This window comes from Nocardioides sp. Z43_10, from assembly GCF_059766615.1.
Map to the genome: position 1 here is coordinate 495,519 of NZ_JCBAJY010000002.1, position 16,897 is coordinate 512,415.

Sequence of the window (16,897 nt, forward strand, 5' to 3'; positions counted from 1 at the left end):
GACCGACCCTCCCGCGGTTGGTCCCCACCAGAAGGAATAAGTCCGATGCTGAAGACCGCCGCCTCCAAGGCCACCACCATCAAGATCCTCGCCTCCACCGTGCTCGTCGGTGGCGCGATCAGCGTCGCCGGACTGGGCACCTTCGGTGCGTTCACGTCCACCACGACCGCGGCCCAGGCCGTCGACTCCGGCACGATCACGCTCAGCATGAACGGCGTCGAGGAGGGGACCGAGAACCTGGGCGCCATCGGCGGGATGGTTCCCGGCGACTCGTTCCAGCGCAAGGTCAACCTGGCTCGGGGCGCCGACGACGAGAAGTTCGGCTCGCTCGACATCAAGACCACGGCCACCTCGACCAAGGGCGCCGGCGCGGACCTGGTCAAGCAGCTGCAGGCCAGCGTCCGGACCTGCAGCGTCCCGTGGGTGCTCGAGAACAAGACCCTGCGGTGCGGCACGACGGCAGCCCCCGGAACCGTCACCGAGATCCTCAAGGACCAGGATGTCTTCAAGGGGATCACCCTCCCCGGCACCATGCTCGACGCGAGCCTCAACAGCTCCAGCCGTCAGCTGAACCTCGGCGTGACGTTCACCTTCCTGAGCACCGGCAACGACGTCGCGGACAACAAGCTCCAGAACGCGGCCGCCAACCTGAGCTTCGAGTTCGTCGCCCACCAGCGCACCGGCACGAACCTCTGACCGGTCGCCGCCGGAACCACAGACGAGCCCGCCCTCCTCGAGGGCGGGCTCGTCGTACGTCGCGGGTCAGCCCACGGTCTCCATGCGGTAGCCGACGCCGCGCACCGTGCGCACGAAGCGGGACGTGCCCCGCCCCTCGCCCAGCTTGCGGCGCAGGTTGCCCATGTGTACCTCGACCAGGTGCGTCTCACTGGTCCACACATCGCCCCAGACCTCACGCAGCAGGGCCTCGCGCGACCACACCCGCGCCGGGGAGCGCATCAGCGTCGCCAGCAGCCCGAACTCGGTGGGGGTCAGCGCCACCTCCTGGTCCCCGCACATGGCCCGGTGGCCGTCCACGTCGAGGGTGAGCAGGCCGTGGCGCAGCACCTCGTGGCCCTCGGGGATCCGCTCGCTGACCACGACCGCCGGCCGGGCGGCCTCCGCCACTGCGGGCAGCGCGGCCGATGCCGGGACCGGTGGCTCCACGGTCGCGAACGGCGAACCCGGTCCGCGCCGGGGCCGACGGAACATCGCGTTGACCCGGGCCTTGAGCTCGCGGACGCTGAACGGCTTGGCGAGGTAGTCGTCGGCGCCGGTCTCCAGCCCGATCAGGCGGTCGATCTCGTCACTGAGCGCGGTGACCATGATGATGTAGGCGTCCGTGATGGTGCGGATGCGCCGGCAGGCCTCCACGCCGTCGATCCCCGGCAGGCCCACGTCGAGGGTGATCAGGTCGGGGTCGAGCTCACGCACCGTCTCCACGCCCCTGAGCCCGTCGCTGACGGTGGTCACCTCGAAACCCTGGGAGATCAGCGCGAACTCCACGAGAGCGGCAATGTCGGCATCGTCCTCGATGACGACCGCGCGGCGCTGCTCCGTCCCCCCTGTTCCCATGACCCTGATGATGCCATTGATCTTGCTGGTTTCTTGAGGTTGCGTGCCGAATCGCTTGAACTCTCCAAGCGACACTTGTCTCATGAGCCGCTTCGACACTGTCCGCCGCGGGGTCTGTCTCGCGCTGGCCGTGTTCTGCCTGCTCGTCGTCCCGGAGCTCGCCTCGGCGAAGTTCGCCGGCCGGGCCACGGTCTCGCAGGCGGTCGGGACTGCGTCGCTGGCGCCGTTGACCGGCGTCAAGGGCACCTACAAGTGCGCTACCAGTCTCTTCACTGAATCCCTGTCGGTCACCGTCACGAGCCTCGGTTCCGCCCCCCAGCCCTCCGGTGTGCGGTTCAGCTACACGCTCGAAAGCGACAAGAGCGAGGGTTTCCAGAGGACGGGTGACGTTCCCCTTCCCTTCTCCTTCAGTGCGCGCCAATTCTGGGATGTGGGGGCCACGACGTGGACCGTCTCGATCCGTGCGGTGCTCGGCAACTGGACGGGCCCCGCCTGGACGCGGCAGATCACGTGCGACGCGGGGTCCCAGAACGACGGCACTCTCTGATCTGGCCCCTCAGCCGAAGCGCCCGGAGATGTACGCCTCGGTCGAGGGGTGCTCGGGGTTGGAGAACACCTTCTTCGTCGGGTTGAACTCCACCAGCTGCCCCGGCCGGCCGGTGGCCTTGAGGTTGAAGAAGCCGGTGTCGTCGGAGACCCGGGCCGCCTGCTGCATGTTGTGGGTGACGATCACGATCGTGTAGTCGCTCTTCAGCTCGTGGATGAGGTCCTCCACCGCGGACGTGGAGATCGGGTCGAGCGCCGAGCAGGGCTCGTCCATCAGCAGCACCTGCGGCTCGACCGCGATGGCCCGGGCGATGCACAGCCGCTGCTGCTGGCCTCCCGAGAGCCCGCCGCCGGGCTTGTCGAGGCGGTCGCGGACCTCGAGCCAGAGGTTGGCCCCGCGCAGCGATCGCTCCACGATGGTGTCCGCCTCGGACTTCTTCATCCGCCGGGCGTTGAGCCGGTTGCCGGCCAGCACGTTCTCGTAGATCGACATGGTCGGGAACGGGTTGGGCCGCTGGAAGACCATCCCGATCTGGCGGCGTACGGCGACCGGGTCGACGCCGGGGTCGTAGAGGGACTGGCCGTCCACGACGACCTTTCCCTCGACCCGCGCGCCGGGGATCACCTCGTGCATCCGGTTCAGCGAGCGCAGGAAGGTCGACTTGCCGCACCCGGACGGGCCGATGAAGGCCGTCACGGAACGGGCGGGGATGGTCATGTTCACCCCCTGCACCGCGAGGAAGTCGCCGTAGTAGATGTCGAGGTCGCTGACGTCGATGCTCTTGGCCATGTCGTGGGGTTCGCTTTCGGTGGGTCGGGGGTCAGCGGCCGGACTTGGGCGCGAAGCGCGAGCCGATGAGGCGGGCGAGCAGGTTCAGGCCCATCACGATCGCGATGAGCACCAGCGCCGCACCCCAGGCACGCTCGCGGCCGAACTCGGGCGGGATCCCGGGCTGCATGTAGGAGTAGTAGATGAAGACGGGCAGCGTCGCCATCCGCTCGTGGAAGGCGTCGAGGTTCAGCGAGTCGGTCTTCCCGGCGATGATCAGCAGCGGCGCGGTCTCGCCGGCGACCCGCGCCACGGCCAGCATCACGCCGGTGACGATGCCGCCCATCGCGGTCGGCAGCACCACCTTGGTGATCGTGCGCCACTTCGGCACACCCAGCGCGAGCGAGGCCTCGCGCAGCTCGTCGGGCACCAGCTTGAGCATCTCCTCGGTGGCGCGCACGACGATCGGGACCATCAGCACCGACAGCGCGACGGCGCCGCCGATGCCCATCCGGACGCCCGGCCCGAAGATCAGCGCGAACAGCGCGTAGGCGAACAGTCCCGCCACGATCGAGGGGATCCCGGTCATCACGTCCACCAGGAACGTGACCAGGCGCGCCGGGCGGCTGCCCGCGCCGTACTCCACCAGGTAGACCGCGGCCAGCACCCCGACCGGCACCGAGATCAGCGCGGCCCACCCGGTGATGATCAGGGTGCCCATGATCGCGTGGTAGATGCCGCCGCCCTCACCGACCACGCTGCGCATCGAGGCGGTGAAGAACTCACCGGACAGCGCGGGCACGCCGCGCGAGACGACCTGCCAGAGCAGCGTCACCAGCGGGAGCATCGCGAGCGCGAAGGCGGACCAGATCAGGCTGGTCGCCAACCGGTCGGCGGCCCGGCGGCGCCCCTCCACGGCGCGCGACCAGATCGGCAGCGCCGTGATCTGGAGGCCGGCCGCCAGGAACAGCGTCCCGACCAGACCCCAGCCGAGGAGGAGCGCGACCAGCCCGGCGGACGCCAGCGCCGGTACGGCGACCAGCAGCGGCGCGGAGCGGGGCAGCTGCGGCTGGACCAGGGACACCGGGGCGCGCGGGACGGCGTCCGGCTCGGTGGCGACGACGCTCATCTCAGCGACCTCCTGTGAGCTGGCCGCGCGAGCCGATCCAGCGGCCGGTGAAGTTGACGACGAAGGTGACCAGGAACAGGACCAGCCCGCTGAAGATCAGCACGTTGACCTTCATCCCCGAGGCCTCGGGGAACTGCAGCGCGATGTTGGCGGCGATGGTCGAGGGGTTGACCGAGGAGATCAGGTTGACCGTGACCACGCCGGTGGCCGAGAGCACCATGGCGACGGCCATCGTCTCGCCCAGCGCGCGTCCGAGCCCGAGCATGATCGCGGAGATCACCCCGGAGCGGGAGTAGGGGAAGACCGTCAGCCGGATCATCTCCCAGCGGGTGGCGCCCAGGGCCAGGGCGGCCTCCTGGTGCAGCCGCGGAGTCTGCGCGAACACCTCGCGGCAGATGGCGGTGATGATCGGCATCGCCATGATCGCCAGCACCATCGCGGCGGTGAGGATGGTCTTGCCGGTCGTCGAGGGCGGCCCCTCGAAGAACGGCAGGAAGCCCAGCCGCTCGTGGAGCCAGCCGTAGACCCCCACCAGGTGGGCCCCGAAGAACTCGATGCCCCACAGCCCGTAGACCACCGACGGCACCGCGGCGAGCAGGTCGACCAGGTAGCCGATCGGCCGGGCCAGCCGGCGCGGCGCGTAGTGCGAGATGACCAGCGCCAGCCCGATCGACAGCGGAGCCGCGATCAGCATCGCCAGCGTCGCCGCCAGCAGGGTGCCGTACAGCAGCGGCCAGACGTAGAGGAGCAGGTTGTCCGCGCCGAGCTGCGCGTCGGTGGCGGTCACCGCCGGCATCCCCTCGAGCAGCAGGAACAGCGCGACACCGGTCAGCGCGGCGAGGATCAGGAACGCCGCCGCGCTGGTCAGCCCGGCGAAGACGGTGTCACCGCGGCGCGAGGGCGCCGCGGCAGCAGGTGGCTCGGTGTCGATCACGTGACGCTGATCGCCTCGACGATGCCGCGGGCCTCCTCGGCCAGCGCCGCGGACAACGGAGCGGAGCCGGCGCTCTCGGCTGCGGCCTGCTGGCCCTCGTCGCTGACGACGTAGCCGAGGTAGCCCTTGACCAGCTCGGCGGTGGCCGGGTCGGCGTAGGTCTGGCAGGCCAGCAGGTACGACGTCAGCACGATCGGGTAGGCGCCGGCCGCGTCGGTGTCGTAGTCGAGGTCGAAGGCCATGTCGACCTCCGCGCGGCCCTTCACCCGCGGCGAGACCTCGAGGATCTTGGCCGCCGCCTCGGCGGTCGGGCCGACGAACTCGTCACCGACCTGGACCTGGACGGTGCCCAGCTCGCCGGCCTGGCTGGCGTCGGCGTAGCCGATGCTGTTGGTGCCGCGCGACACCGCGGAGACCACCCCCGAGGTGCCGCTGGCGCCCTCGCCCTGCTCGATCGGCCAGTCGCCGACCTCGCCGTACGTCCAGACCTCGGGCGACACCGTCGCGAGGTAGTGGGTGAAGTTCTCCGTGGTGCCGGACTCGTCGGAGCGGTGCACCGCGGTGATCGCCTCGGCAGGGAGGTCGACGCCGGGGTTGGTCGCGGTGATCGCCGGGTCGTCCCAGCGGGTGATGGTGCCGGCGAAGATGCCGGCGATGGTCGCCGCGTCCAGGTTCAGCTCGTCGACGCCCTCGACGTTGTGGATGACGGCGATCGGGCTCACGTAGTTCGGGATCTCGATCGGGTCGCTGCCACACTGCTCCTTGGCTGCGGCGAGCTCGCCCTCGTCGTCGTCGAGGTAGGAGTCGGAGCCGGCGAACGGCAGGCCGCCGGAGACGAACTGCTCACGGCCGCCGCCGGAGCCGATCGGGTCGTAGTTGACGGTCGCGTCGGGGTTGGCCTCCTGGAACCCGGCGCGCCACACCCCCTGCGCCGCCTCCTGCGAGCTCGCGCCGCCGCCGCTGAGGGTGCCCGACAGGCTCGGCGCGTCGTCCGCCTCGGCGGAGCCGCCCTCGTTGGACGCGCTGCAGCCGGACACGGCCAGGGCCAGGGCGGCGAGTCCGGGCACCACGGCCCGGCGGAACGAAGTGATCGTCACTTACTACTCCTGAGAACGTCGAGACTGCTGACGCTCAGGACGGTAGACAGGCCAGGTGTCCGGACCCGGTGACGCGGGTGAACGAGGGGTGAACATGGCGGAGCATTCGGTTCACTCCACCTGGTGCACCTCGGTGGCGACCACCCGGTCGTGGCGGTGGTGGGCGACCAGCATGGCCCCGGGCTCGAGCTGCGCCGCGGGCAACCCGAGCGCCTCCCACACCGCCGGCAGGACCGGGCGATGGGTGCACAGCACGGACGCGTCGTCGGCCACCAGCAGCTCCGCGACCGCGCCGGCGACGCTCTGGGCGGTGGCGCCCTCCTCGCTGAGCCCGTCGTACGCCGCGGGCACCAGGCCGTGGGCGCGCAGGTAGGGCTCGACCGTCTGCACGCACCGGGTGCTGCTCGAGGTGACCACCCGCTCGACGCCGTAGGCCTCCAGGATGGGGACGACGGCACAGGCCTGGTGCGCGCCGGCCTCGGCGAGCGGACGGCGCCGGTCGTCGCCGGTCCACTGCTTGCGGGGGAACGCCTTGCCGTGGCGCAGCACGACCAGCGGGTAGGAGCGCTTGCGCAGCGGCACCGACTCACGCAGCGTGTCGCGGTCGTAGCCGTAGGTCAGCCGCTGCAGCGCGGCGTCGTGGTCCAGCCACGCGACCCGGTCGATCTCGTCGTTCGCGGTGTAGCCGCTCACGTCGTCGTCGCCCACCACCCGGCCGACCCAGTAGTGCACGGTCTTCGGCCGCCCGCCGACCGGATAGTGCTGGTCGCTCAGCGGGGGCCCGAGCCGGACGCCCAGGCCCGTCTCCTCGAGCACCTCGCGCACCGCCGCGGTGGTGACGTGCTCGCCCGGGTCGACGTGGCCCTTGGGGAAGGACCAGTCGTCGTAGCGCGGCCGATGCACGAGCAGCACCTCGCGGCCCCTGCGCGTGACCACCGCTCCGGCCGAGACGATCTCCAGGCTCATGGCGCTAGTCTCACACCACTCTCGCAACGACAGGAGCAACCCGTGCGCGCACTCCGTGCCGTCCGTTCCCGGATGACCCGGCGCACGACGCTGGCGGCCGTCGCCGTGGTGGCCGTCCTCGCCCTCGTCGGGGGCGCCCTGGTCGCCTGGGGGTGGTGGCGCGAGTCGCAGCGCACCGAGCTGGAGCGCGCGGTGGCGATGGCCCCGACGGGGACGCTGCGCCTGGCGTGGACCGACTGGCAGGCGGTGCGCGACGAGCTGGGCGTGGACGCGCCGCCCCTCGACGCCGAGCAGACCCAGCGGTTCCTCGACCGAGGCTTCGAGCGCGACCTGACCTCCAGCACCGCGCTGGTGGCCTCGGCGGTGACCATGCAGGAGGAGTTCGGCTTCTCCCCCGCCACCGTGGAGTGGGAGGCGTTCAGCCAGTCCGCGGACGGCGCGCTGGTGACGATGCGGCTGCCCGAGGCGACCGACTTCGACGAGCTCGGCGCGAACCTGGAGTCGCTGGGCTACGCCGCCCCCAAGAACGACGACGATGTGTGGGGCGGTGGCCCCGAGGTGGTCGCGCGGATCGGCGGGACGCTCACCCCCGAACTGCAGCACGTCGCGCTGCTCGAGGACGAGCGGTTGGTGCTGACCTCCGACACCGCGACGTACCTCGAGCGGGCGCTGGACGCCGTGGGCGGCGACGGGGCCGGGATGAAGGACGTCGACGACGCCGTCGGCCCCTCGGGTGAGCCGCTCTCGGCCGTCGTCTACACCGGTGACCAGGCCTGCCGCTCGCTGGCGATGTCCCAGGCCGACGAGACCGACCAGGGCCAGGGCGCGGAGCTGGTCACGGCGGCCGGTGGCGTGCACCCGCTCACCGCCTTCGCGATGTCGGTGCAGCCCGACGACACCGTCCGCGCCGTACTCGCGCTGGAGGACGAGGGACGCGCCCGCTCCGACGCCGACAGCCGGGCCACCTTGGCCACCGGCCCCGCCCCGGGCCAGGGCGGCGACTTCAGCGACCGCTTCGAGCTCACCTCCGCCACCGCCGAGGGCCGCAGCGTGGTCCTCGACCTGGCCCCGGTCGAGGGCGAGTACGTGCTCTCCGACCTCAGCACCGGCCCCCTGCTCTTCGCCACCTGCTGACCCACCTCCAGCCCGGGCCCCAGCCCGGGTCCCCGCCCGCCCGGGTCGTGTGCCCCACGCCGCGCCCCAGCGCGTGCTCAGGCACACGACCCCGCAGCGCGCGGGGTCAGCTGAAGCGGCGCAGGCGCAGGCTGTTGGTGACCACGAAGACCGAGGACAGCGCCATCGCGGCCCCGGCCAACATCGGGTTGAGCAGGCCCGAGGCGGCCAGCGGGATCGCGGCCACGTTGTAGGCGAAGGCCCAGAACAGGTTGCCCTTGATCGTCGCGAGCGTACGACGCGCGAGGCGCACCGCGTCCGCGGCGACTCGCAGGTCGCCGCGCACCAGGGTCAGGTCGGAGGCCTGGATCGCCACGTCGGCGCCGGTGCCCATCGCCAGCCCCAGGTCGGCCTGGGCCAGCGCGGCGGCGTCGTTGACCCCGTCCCCGACCATCGCCACCACCCGCCCCTCGTTCTGCAGGCGCTTGACCTCGTCGACCTTCTCGGCCGGCAGCACCCCGGCGATGACGCGCTCGATGCCGACCTCGGCGGCGATCGCCTGGGCCGCGCGCTCGTTGTCACCGGTGAGCAGCACCGGCTCCAGACCCAGGCCGCGCAGGCGCTCGACCGCCTCGACGGAGGTCGGCTTGATCGTGTCGGCGACGACGAGCACGCCACGCGCCCGGCCGTCCCAGCCGACCGCGACCGCCGTCCGGCCCTGGCCCTCGGCACGCTCCAGGGCGGCGACGAGGTCCTCGGGCAGCGGCTGGGACCAGTCGGCGAGCAGCCGCGGGCGCCCCACCAGCACGGCATGACCCTCGATCGTGCCGCGGACCCCGAGACCCTCCTCGTTGGCGAACTCCTCGACGGGCGCGAGCGCGTCGCCCGCGTCCAGGGCGCCGGCGACCACGGCCCGCGCCACGGGGTGCTCGGAGCCCTGCTCCAGGGCGGCCGCGAGACGGCGTACCTGGGCGACGGACTCCCCCGCGGCGGCCACGGTGTCGACCAGCGCCATCCGGCCGGTCGTCACGGTGCCGGTCTTGTCGAGCACCACGGTGTCGATGCGCTGCGTCGACTCCAGCACCTCGGGACCCTTGATCAGGATGCCCAGCTGGGCGCCGCGGCCGGTACCGACCATCAGCGCGGTCGGTGTGGCGAGCCCGAGCGCGCAGGGGCAGGCGATGATCAGCACCGAGACGGCGGCGGTGAAAGCGGCCGTCGCGCCCTCGCCGAGGCCGAGCCAGAAGCCGAGGGTCACCACCGCCAGCGTGATCACCACCGGGACGAAGACGCCGGAGACCCGGTCGGCGAGGCGCTGCACCTGGGTCTTGCCGTTCTGCGCCTCCTCGACCAGGCGCGCCATCTGCGCGAGCTGGGTGTCGGAGCCGACGCGGGTGGCGCGCACCACCAGCCGTCCGCCGGCGTTGACCGTGGCCCCGACCACGGCGTCGCCCGGCCCCACCTCGACCGGGACGGGCTCGCCGGTGAGCAGCGAGGCGTCGACGGCGGAGGTCCCGGACTCGACGACGCCGTCGGTGGCGACCTTCTCGCCGGGGCGGACCACGAACCGGTCGCCGACGGCGAGCAGGTCGGCGGGGACCAGCTCCTCACGCTCCGCGCCGGGCGCTCCGCGCAGGACGGCGACCTCCTTCGCCCCCAGCTCGAGCAGGGCGCGCAGCGCGGCTCCCGCCTGACGCTTGGAGCGCTTCTCGAAGTAGCGCCCGGCCAGCAGGAACGTGGTGACCCCGGTGGCGACCTCGAGGTAGATGTTGGCGAGCCCGTCGCCGCGCTCGACGGTGAGCCGGAACGGATGGGTCATCCCGGGCTGACCGGCGCTGCCCCACAGCAGCGCCACCAGCGACCAGACGAACGCCGCCAGGACGCCGATCGAGACCAGGGTGTCCATCGTCGAGCTGCCGTGGCGGGCGTTGGTCCAGGCGGCGCGGTGGAACGGCCAGGCGCCCCAGACGACGACCGGCGAGGCCAGGGTCAGCGAGATCCACTGCCAGTTGGTGAACTGCAGCGGCGGGGCCATCGCCATCGCGATCACCGGCACGCTCAGCAGCGCCGAGATGATCAGCCGCTGGCGCAGGGCGAGCACCTCGAGGTCGCCGGCGTCGACGGTGTCCCCGGCCGGGGCGCCACCGGCGGCGGAGCGCTCCTCGCGCGGCGGCGGAGGCAACGTCGCCGAGTAGCCCGCCGCCTCGACGGTGGCCAGCAGCTGGTCGGTGGTGACGGAGGGCGGGAAGGAGACCTTCGCCTTCTCGGTCGCGTAGTTGACGCTGGCGCTGACGCCCTCGAGCTTGTTGAGCTTGCGCTCGATGCGGTTGGCGCAGGACGCGCAGGTCATCCCGCTGATGGCCAGCTCGAGGGCGGTGTCGGGCCCCGGGCCGGTGGTGGTCTCAGTCATCGCGACCGCTTCCTTGCTGGTGCTGCGGGTCCTGGTGCTGTGGGTCCTGCGGCTGGTGTTCCTGCGGCTGGTGCTGCTGGGGCGTGCGCTGCTGGCTGGGCTCCTCGAGCGGCCCGAGCGCCCGCCCGGCCCCGAAGGCGGCGGTGAAGGCGAGCAGCAGGCCGGCGACGAACGCCGCGACCCGCACCGGCGTACTCATCGATCGGGCCGGGGCGAGGCGCTCATGCGAGCGCGTAGCCGGCCTCTTCGACCGCAGTCGCCACGGCGCTGCGCTCGACCGGCTCCTGGCTGACGACCGTGAGCTGTCCGCTCTCCAGGACGACCTCGACCGACTCGACGCCGGGGATCTCCTGGACCTCCTCGGTGACGGAGGCGACGCAGTGGCCGCAGGTCATGCCGGTGACGGTGTAGGTGCTGGACTGGCTCATCGGGATCTCCTCGTGGTGGGTGGGGCGGGCGTCAGGACCGGACGAGCCGGGCGATGGCATCGACGGCCTCCTTGACCTTCTCCTGCGCCTCGCGGTCTCCGGCACGGGCCGCGTCGACGACGCAGTGGTTCATGTGCTCCTCGAGCAGGCTGATCGAGACCGCGTGCAGGGCTCGGGTCATCGCGGAGATCTGGGTGAGGATGTCGATGCAGTACTTCTCCTCCTCGACCATCCGCTGGATGCCGCGGGCCTGGCCCTCGATCCGGCGCAGTCGCTTGAGGTGGTCGTCCTTGTTGGGGACGTACCCGTGCTGGTGATCGGCCATGTGAATACCATACCCCCCTAGGGTAAATATCGACGTGGAGGGCAGCCCGGAGAGGCCCGAAATGCAGGCAACCCGACAGGGGTGCCTGAGCACTGCTGCCGGGTCGGTCGGGTACGTCGGAGGGTCAGCTGGGCGGGTCGGGCTCGGGGGCGACACCCAGGATGTCGTCGATCGCCTCGGGCGTGAGAGGGCCGTCGGCCTCACTCGCCGCGATGATCAGGTTGGTGGTCAACTCCACCTCACCGAGCAGGACGCCGTCTTCGAGCGTGACGTCGAACTGGTCGTGCACGCGAGGCTCCTTGGGGGCAGGGTCAAAAAGGGAGGACGCCCCCCGTCGGAACAACGATGCCCCCGCCGCGCGCGCACGAAACCAGACACCCGCGATTTTGCCCCGAACAGGGGACGCGGGCGCCCGGAACGGCAACGAGGCCCCACCCGAAGGTGAGGCCTCGTCGTCAGTCGTCGGACAGGTGCTGTCCGGCGCGATCCGCAATCAGATGGCGCGAACGTTCTCCGCCTGGGGACCCTTGGGGCCCTGCGTGACGTCGAACTCGACCTTCTGGTTCTCGTCGAGGGACTTGTAGCCCTGCGACTGAATCGCCGAGTAGTGCACGAAGACGTCGTCGCCGCCGTCCTCCTGCGCGATGAAGCCGAAACCCTTTTCGGCGTTGAACCACTTCACGGTGCCCTGAGCCATTGCTCAATACTCCTTAGTCGGGGCGAGAGCCTTCACTTCGAAGACCCACAAAAGATGCGGTGACACGTCGCTCCGACTACGTGAGTTGTTGAGGCCCACGAAGCAGAAACGCCGTTGGATCACAAACTCCGCGGGCGTCAGCCGTTCTGGAACTTGCACCTGTTGCAGGACTGACAGTACCAAGGACCGGCCCTCCACAAACCATCCAGGTCAAGGATTTTTGGCCAAATATGATGAACGTTCTGCGACAGCCGCGTGCCGCGACGCGCCCGAAGGCGACCGCAAGCGTGACCAGGGTCTCGGATCTCCCCACCGCGCGCGGCATGGCTGCGCCGAACCTGGGCACCGGGACGCTGCGACACGCGCGAACGGCAGAGGAAGGGACCCGATGGAACCCATTCCCGAGACGAGCGCGGTGGTCCGCGACCTGGAGCAGGCGGGAGCCGAGGACCTGCTGTCCCGGCTGCGGGCGACGGCGGCGCAGGTGCGCCGGCTCGCTCCGTTCTGCATCGGGCTCAGCCTGAGCTACCTCCAGCACGGCCTGACCTTCACCCTCGTCGCCACCGACCAGGAGCTCGCTGCCCTCGCCGGCGACCAGGACGTCACCGACGAGCCCGGCCTCCGCGCGATCGAGCACGGCGAGACCGCGCAGGGCGACAGCTCGAGCCTGATGGACGAGGGAAGCTGGCGCCTCTTCGCCCAGGCGAGCGCCGCCGTCGGGGTGGCGAGCACCCTGTCCATGCCGCTGCGCAGGAACGGCGTGGTGACCGGCGGCGTCAGCCTGTACGGCGCCTCCGACGACGCCTTCCTCGACCGCACCCAGGCGCTGGCCGACGCCCTGGGCGCCTGGGCCCCCGGGGCGGTCACCAACGCGGATCTGCCGTTCGGGACCCGCCTGGAGGCGGCTCGGGCTCCCGGCCGGCTGCGTGAGCAGGGGTGGATCGATCGGGCCACCGGCATCATCTCGGCCGCCCAGGGCGTCGACCTCAAGACGGCCCGCGACAGGTTGCTGCAGGCCGCGGCGCTGGCCGGGATCGACGAGGTCGCCCTGGCCCGGACCTTGGTGGAGGAGCGTCGGGCCTAGGCCCGAGCCGTCGGTGGCGGGTAGCCGAGCGCGCATGTCAGGCTGAGCGCCGTGGAAGCACTGACCGCCGACCAGCTACGCCACTCGTTCGTGAACTGCTCCAAGGGCGAGGCCTCGCGCCTGGCCCTGCCCCGGGATCTGGAGACGACCCGCTGGGACGACCTCGACTTCCTCGGCTGGCGCGACCCCCGCGCACCCGGCTCGGCGTACCTGGTCGCCCCGTACCTCGAGGACACCGTGGGGCTCGTGCTGCGGGTGGGCAGCGGCGGCGGTCGGGCGGGGCGCAAGAACATGTGCGCCTTCTGCCTGACCACCCACTCGACCACCGACATGGCCCTGATGGTCGCGCCGCTGCCGGGTGCGGCCGGGCGTAAGGGCAACACGGTGGGCACCTACCTGTGCGCGGACCTGGCCTGCTCGCTCTACGCCCGCGGCCTCAAGCGTCCCGATCGGGCGCAGCCGGTCGAGACGATCAGCCCCGAGCAGAAGGTGGAGCGGCTGCGCGGGAACCTCGCCGACTTCCTGCGTCGAGTGGTCGCGCCCCGCGGGTAGCCGGCCCGGCCACCGAGGCAGCCGCGCTCAGCCGGTCGGCGTGGCTGCCGGCGCGAGCGAGCCGATCGCGAGGAGAGCCTCCTCGAGCCTGGGCTGCAGGGTGCGGACGTAGGTCCCGCTGAGGTGGTTGGTGTCGCGGTAGACCAGCACCCCGCCGATGGCTGCGGCACACCACGGGGTGGGGCAGATCGCGTCGTTGAGGTCGATGGCGGTGACGCCCTCCGTGTCCCGGGCAGCGAGCATCTGCGCCACGCCCTGCTTCTCCGCGCCCCGCTGCCGGGGGAACGCGCACTGCCTCAGTGAGTCCTCGTGCATCGCGGCGCACTCCGCCACGTGGATGGGCCGGGGACGGGGGCTGTCCCGGATCACGGCCACAGGGATGTTGCGCTCGGTGAACGGCGCCCAGGCGGCGGCGTGGGCGGCAGCCATCTCCTCCACACCCCCGGCCACCGCGGCGCTGTTGGTGAAGTTGGAGGTGATCACCGCGGCCAGGTCCTGCTCGAGCAGCTTCGCGGTCACGGCCTCGTTCCACTCGATGCAGTCCGCATACCGCTTCCCACCGCGGAGGAGCTCCCCGGCGGCGAACGGGCACATGTTGTGGATGTACGCCGTCACATTCCAGCCGTGCTTCTCGGCGAGCGGACGCAGGGCGTCCAGCCATTGAGCCGCGTGCGAGTCGCCGACCAGCGCGATGTCGACCGTCGCGCCGGGGGTCGGGAACGGGCACGAGGTGACACTGGGGTCGCCCATCCGGGTGGAGACGCACTTCACGAAGTCGCGCTTGGCGTAGTCGGGGTCCGGGACGAGCACCGGGAACGAATCCCGCGGCGCTCCCTCCTGGGCACCCTCGGGCTCGTCGGGCAGAGCGGTGGCGCCCAGCCGCTCGGCGTCGGGGTCCCCGGACACCGCGGCCTCGATCTGCTCCATGGCCCGGCGCTGCGCCTCGACCGCGTCTCCCTCGGCCATCCGGGCGGGCAGCCCCACGACGAGCAGGCCGGCGAGCGCGGAGACCGCGATCATCGCGGCACCCATCTTCATCGCGGTCGCGCTGGCCATCCAGCTCCGATGACTCCTGGTGGGGGTCTCGACCCACCGGAAGGAGGCGTAGCCGACCAGCAGCGAGAGGCCGATCAGCGCCAGCGCGACCGGCACCGTGATCTCGCTGAGCTGCGCCGTCGCGATGATGATCAGCGGCCAGTGCCAGAGATAGATGGAGTAGGACCAGTCCCCGACGCGCTGGACCGGGGACAGGCTCAGCAGCGCGCCCGGACCCGCCCGACCGGCCCGGAACCCGCCGATGATCACGGCGGCCGTCGACAGGGTGGGCAGCAGCGCGGCGGTGCCGGGGAACGGCGTCTCGGGCCCGATGACGACCAGCGAGGCGAGGATCCCCGCCAGCCCGGCCCACATCACGGCGCCGGCCACGGCCTCGGGGATGCGGCGGAAGTGGACCGCGAGGATCGCCACGAACCCGCCGACGGCCAGCTCCCACAACCGGGTGGAGGTCACGAAGTAGGCCCGCGCAGGCTCGGTGCCGGTGGCGTGCACCGACCAGGCCAGGGAGGGGATGGCGATGACGGCCAGCCCGACCAGGAGCGCGAGCTGGACCCGGCGCGGGTGCTCGTCGTACACGCGGCGGCCGTGGCCCGCACGGGCTCCGAGCGTGAGCGCCGCCCCCACGAGCGCGATCACCAGCGGCCAGAGGATGTAGAACTGCTCCTCCACGGCCAGCGACCAGAAGTGCTGCAGCGGGCTCGGCAGCACGTCCTGGGTCATGTAGTCGACCGACCTGCCGGCCAGGACCCAGTTCTCGACGTAGAACGCCGAGCCGACGATGTCCCAGGAGATGTCACGCCACCGGGTCGAGGGCAGGAACAGCACTGTGGCGACGGCGGAGAAGAGCAGCACCACCGTGGCGGCCGGCATCAGGCGCCTGATCCGGTTGGCGTAGAACTCGGCGAACCCGACGCGCCCATCGCGGGCCAGGCCGCGGACCAGGTGGCCGGTGATCAGGAAGCCCGAGATCACGAAGAAGACGTCGACCCCGACGAACCCGCCCGGCAGCGGGAAGACGCCCACGTGGTCGATCACCACCGCCATCACCGCGATGGCGCGCAGGCCCTGGATGTCGAGGCGCTTGCGCCCGACCTGCTCGGCACGCTGCGCGGGTACGCCGGGAACCGGAGCAGTCAGTGACGTCCTCATATACCCAGTCCCCCGTGATACCCGCCCGCAGCGCCGCTGACCTTACGCCGTACGCGGTGCCGCCAGCGCACGCGATCCACGCCTCGGCGCGTCCGCTCATCGCCCATGGGCTTCGACGGCGGGATCTATGATCGCGGTCTCGCCTCGTCCCTGGGGCGGACGGGCTACGGCAGGTTCCGATCCTGTGTGGCGACCGTGATCCGTAAACAGTGGCACGACCACATCGGCAGGGACTACCCGGTTGGGCGGTCGAGGGACCGCCCAATCGGCTCCTTCTCGCACCCGTGACCCGGGCCCGGCGTCACACACCGGCCCGCCTACCCGCAGGTAACTGGAGGATCGCACGCACCAGGTGAAGGGGAATCTCCAGTTACCCGTGGGTTGCGATCCCCACCGCCTCAGGCGCGCGCCAGTCCCTGACCCTCGAGGCGGTGGAGGTCCGGCAGCCGGCGGCGCAGCACCATGTGCACGGTGACCAGTACGGAGGTCAGTGCCGCGTAGACGCACCACAGCGACGCGAAGGCCTGGACGTAGACGATGGCGACGACCGTGAGCCCGACCAGGTTGAGCAGTCCGAAGACGACGATCGAGGGGTAGCCCGACAGCACCGACGGGCCGATCACCGCCACGATGTAGAGCACGGCCCACATCACCCCGTACGTCAGATTGACGTCGTAGATCAGTGCGTGCGGCTCCTCCCGGACGAGGACCGGGCCGTTGAGGACCGCCCAGAGCAGGTACGCCGCGACCACCGCGCCGAGGCCCACGAACGGCGCCACCCGCCGGCGCCGTCCCTGAGGCTCGAGCAGCAGCACCGCGAGCGGCACCAGGATCGGGAGGACCGGGAAGGCGAAGAGGACGTAGATCATCGCGGCGGCGTGCTGGACACCTTCCGAGACGTAGTCGGACGCGCCGTGCCAGACGAGGGCCTCGGTCAGCTGGTGGAGCGCGAAGAGCAGGGGCAGCGACGCGAACGGCAGCTCCCGGGCCGTGCGCACCTCGCGCAGGCAGATCGCCGCGACGGGGAGCAGGGCCACCCCGGCGGTCAGATCGGCACTCATCGAGAAGCA

19 protein-coding genes are annotated in these 16,897 nt (G+C 71.4%); 5 read left to right on the top strand and 14 right to left on the bottom strand.

All coding sequences use genetic code 11. The features are described 5' to 3' along the window. Positions 1-45: 45 nt before the first annotated feature. Positions 46-696 (top strand): TasA family protein, encoded by a 651-nt coding sequence (locus AC6EI4_RS05635; protein ID WP_498450840.1) that lies wholly within the window; start codon positions 46-48, stop codon positions 694-696. A 66-nt stretch (positions 697-762) separates the two neighbouring features. On the opposite strand, the gene AC6EI4_RS05640 is transcribed toward AC6EI4_RS05635, so the two are convergent. Further along, positions 763-1,572: a response regulator gene (locus AC6EI4_RS05640; RefSeq protein ID WP_498425221.1), complete on the bottom strand. Its 810-nt coding sequence runs from the start codon at positions 1,570-1,572 to the stop codon at positions 763-765. An 82-nt stretch (positions 1,573-1,654) separates the two neighbouring features. On the opposite strand from AC6EI4_RS05640, the gene AC6EI4_RS05645 reads away from it, so the two are divergent. Then, positions 1,655-2,119, top strand: a complete 465-nt coding sequence (locus AC6EI4_RS05645) for a hypothetical protein (protein WP_498450841.1) — start codon at positions 1,655-1,657, stop codon at positions 2,117-2,119. Between the two features lie 9 nt (positions 2,120-2,128). On the opposite strand, the gene pstB is transcribed toward AC6EI4_RS05645, so the two are convergent. From pstB to AC6EI4_RS05670, 5 genes are all read right to left on the bottom strand, one after another. Continuing rightward, a complete protein-coding gene (gene pstB, locus AC6EI4_RS05650; RefSeq protein WP_498425219.1) occupies positions 2,129-2,908 on the bottom strand; it encodes a phosphate ABC transporter ATP-binding protein PstB in 780 nt (259 codons plus the stop codon). A gap of 31 nt (positions 2,909-2,939) precedes the next feature. Beyond that, entirely contained in the window at positions 2,940-4,016 is a 1,077-nt protein-coding gene (gene pstA / locus AC6EI4_RS05655) for a phosphate ABC transporter permease PstA (RefSeq protein WP_498450842.1), read from the bottom strand. 1 nt (position 4,017) lies between these two features. Then, positions 4,018-4,950 carry a phosphate ABC transporter permease subunit PstC gene (gene pstC, locus AC6EI4_RS05660; protein WP_498450843.1) on the bottom strand — a complete coding sequence of 311 codons (933 nt, stop codon included), beginning with the start codon at positions 4,948-4,950 and terminating at the stop codon, positions 4,018-4,020. Further along, complete coding sequence (gene pstS, locus AC6EI4_RS05665; protein ID WP_498425216.1) at positions 4,947-6,047, bottom strand: phosphate ABC transporter substrate-binding protein PstS; 1,101 nt, start codon at positions 6,045-6,047, stop codon at positions 4,947-4,949. The genes pstC and pstS overlap by 4 nt, the downstream gene beginning before the upstream one ends. Before the next feature lie 111 nt (positions 6,048-6,158). Further along, entirely contained in the window at positions 6,159-7,013 is an 855-nt protein-coding gene (locus tag AC6EI4_RS05670) for an NUDIX hydrolase (protein WP_498450844.1), read from the bottom strand. 42 nt (positions 7,014-7,055) lie between these two features. Here AC6EI4_RS05670 and AC6EI4_RS05675 point away from each other — a divergent pair, with 42 nt between their 5' ends. Beyond that, positions 7,056-8,147, top strand: a complete 1,092-nt coding sequence (locus tag AC6EI4_RS05675) for a hypothetical protein (protein WP_498450845.1) — start codon at positions 7,056-7,058, stop codon at positions 8,145-8,147. A 106-nt stretch (positions 8,148-8,253) separates the two neighbouring features. On the opposite strand, the gene AC6EI4_RS05680 is transcribed toward AC6EI4_RS05675, so the two are convergent. The 6 genes from AC6EI4_RS05680 to cspE form a co-directional block, all read right to left on the bottom strand. Then, on the bottom strand, positions 8,254-10,536 hold the full coding sequence (locus tag AC6EI4_RS05680) for a heavy metal translocating P-type ATPase (RefSeq protein ID WP_498450846.1): 2,283 nt from the start codon (positions 10,534-10,536) through the stop codon (positions 8,254-8,256). Then, complete coding sequence (locus AC6EI4_RS05685; protein ID WP_498450847.1) at positions 10,529-10,735, bottom strand: DUF2613 family protein; 207 nt, start codon at positions 10,733-10,735, stop codon at positions 10,529-10,531. Before AC6EI4_RS05685 ends, AC6EI4_RS05680 begins: the two co-directional genes overlap by 8 nt. A gap of 22 nt (positions 10,736-10,757) precedes the next feature. Continuing rightward, positions 10,758-10,964: a heavy-metal-associated domain-containing protein gene (locus AC6EI4_RS05690; RefSeq protein WP_498425211.1), complete on the bottom strand. Its 207-nt coding sequence runs from the start codon at positions 10,962-10,964 to the stop codon at positions 10,758-10,760. Positions 10,965-10,995: 31 nt separating this feature from the next. Continuing rightward, positions 10,996-11,289 carry a metal-sensitive transcriptional regulator gene (locus tag AC6EI4_RS05695; RefSeq protein ID WP_498425210.1) on the bottom strand — a complete coding sequence of 98 codons (294 nt, stop codon included), beginning with the start codon at positions 11,287-11,289 and terminating at the stop codon, positions 10,996-10,998. A 124-nt stretch (positions 11,290-11,413) separates the two neighbouring features. Next, entirely contained in the window at positions 11,414-11,578 is a 165-nt protein-coding gene (locus tag AC6EI4_RS05700; RefSeq protein ID WP_498425209.1) for a hypothetical protein, read from the bottom strand. 204 nt (positions 11,579-11,782) lie between these two features. Further along, entirely contained in the window at positions 11,783-11,986 is a 204-nt protein-coding gene (cspE, locus tag AC6EI4_RS05705; RefSeq protein WP_028636594.1) for a transcription antiterminator/RNA stability regulator CspE, read from the bottom strand. A 388-nt stretch (positions 11,987-12,374) separates the two neighbouring features. Here cspE and AC6EI4_RS05710 point away from each other — a divergent pair, with 388 nt between their 5' ends. Further along, the gene (locus AC6EI4_RS05710; RefSeq protein WP_498450848.1) at positions 12,375-13,070 is read left to right on the top strand and encodes a hypothetical protein; all 696 of its coding nucleotides are present in this window, start codon (positions 12,375-12,377) and stop codon (positions 13,068-13,070) included. A gap of 51 nt (positions 13,071-13,121) precedes the next feature. Continuing rightward, the gene (locus tag AC6EI4_RS05715; RefSeq protein WP_498450849.1) at positions 13,122-13,622 is read left to right on the top strand and encodes an FBP domain-containing protein; all 501 of its coding nucleotides are present in this window, start codon (positions 13,122-13,124) and stop codon (positions 13,620-13,622) included. Between the two features lie 27 nt (positions 13,623-13,649). Here AC6EI4_RS05715 and AC6EI4_RS05720 read toward each other — a convergent pair whose 3' ends face one another. Further along, positions 13,650-15,827: an acyltransferase family protein gene (locus tag AC6EI4_RS05720; RefSeq protein WP_498450850.1), complete on the bottom strand. Its 2,178-nt coding sequence runs from the start codon at positions 15,825-15,827 to the stop codon at positions 13,650-13,652. A gap of 398 nt (positions 15,828-16,225) precedes the next feature. After that, positions 16,226-16,888, bottom strand: a complete 663-nt coding sequence (locus tag AC6EI4_RS05725; RefSeq protein WP_498450851.1) for a DUF6629 family protein — start codon at positions 16,886-16,888, stop codon at positions 16,226-16,228. Between the last annotated feature and the right edge of the window lie 9 nt (positions 16,889-16,897).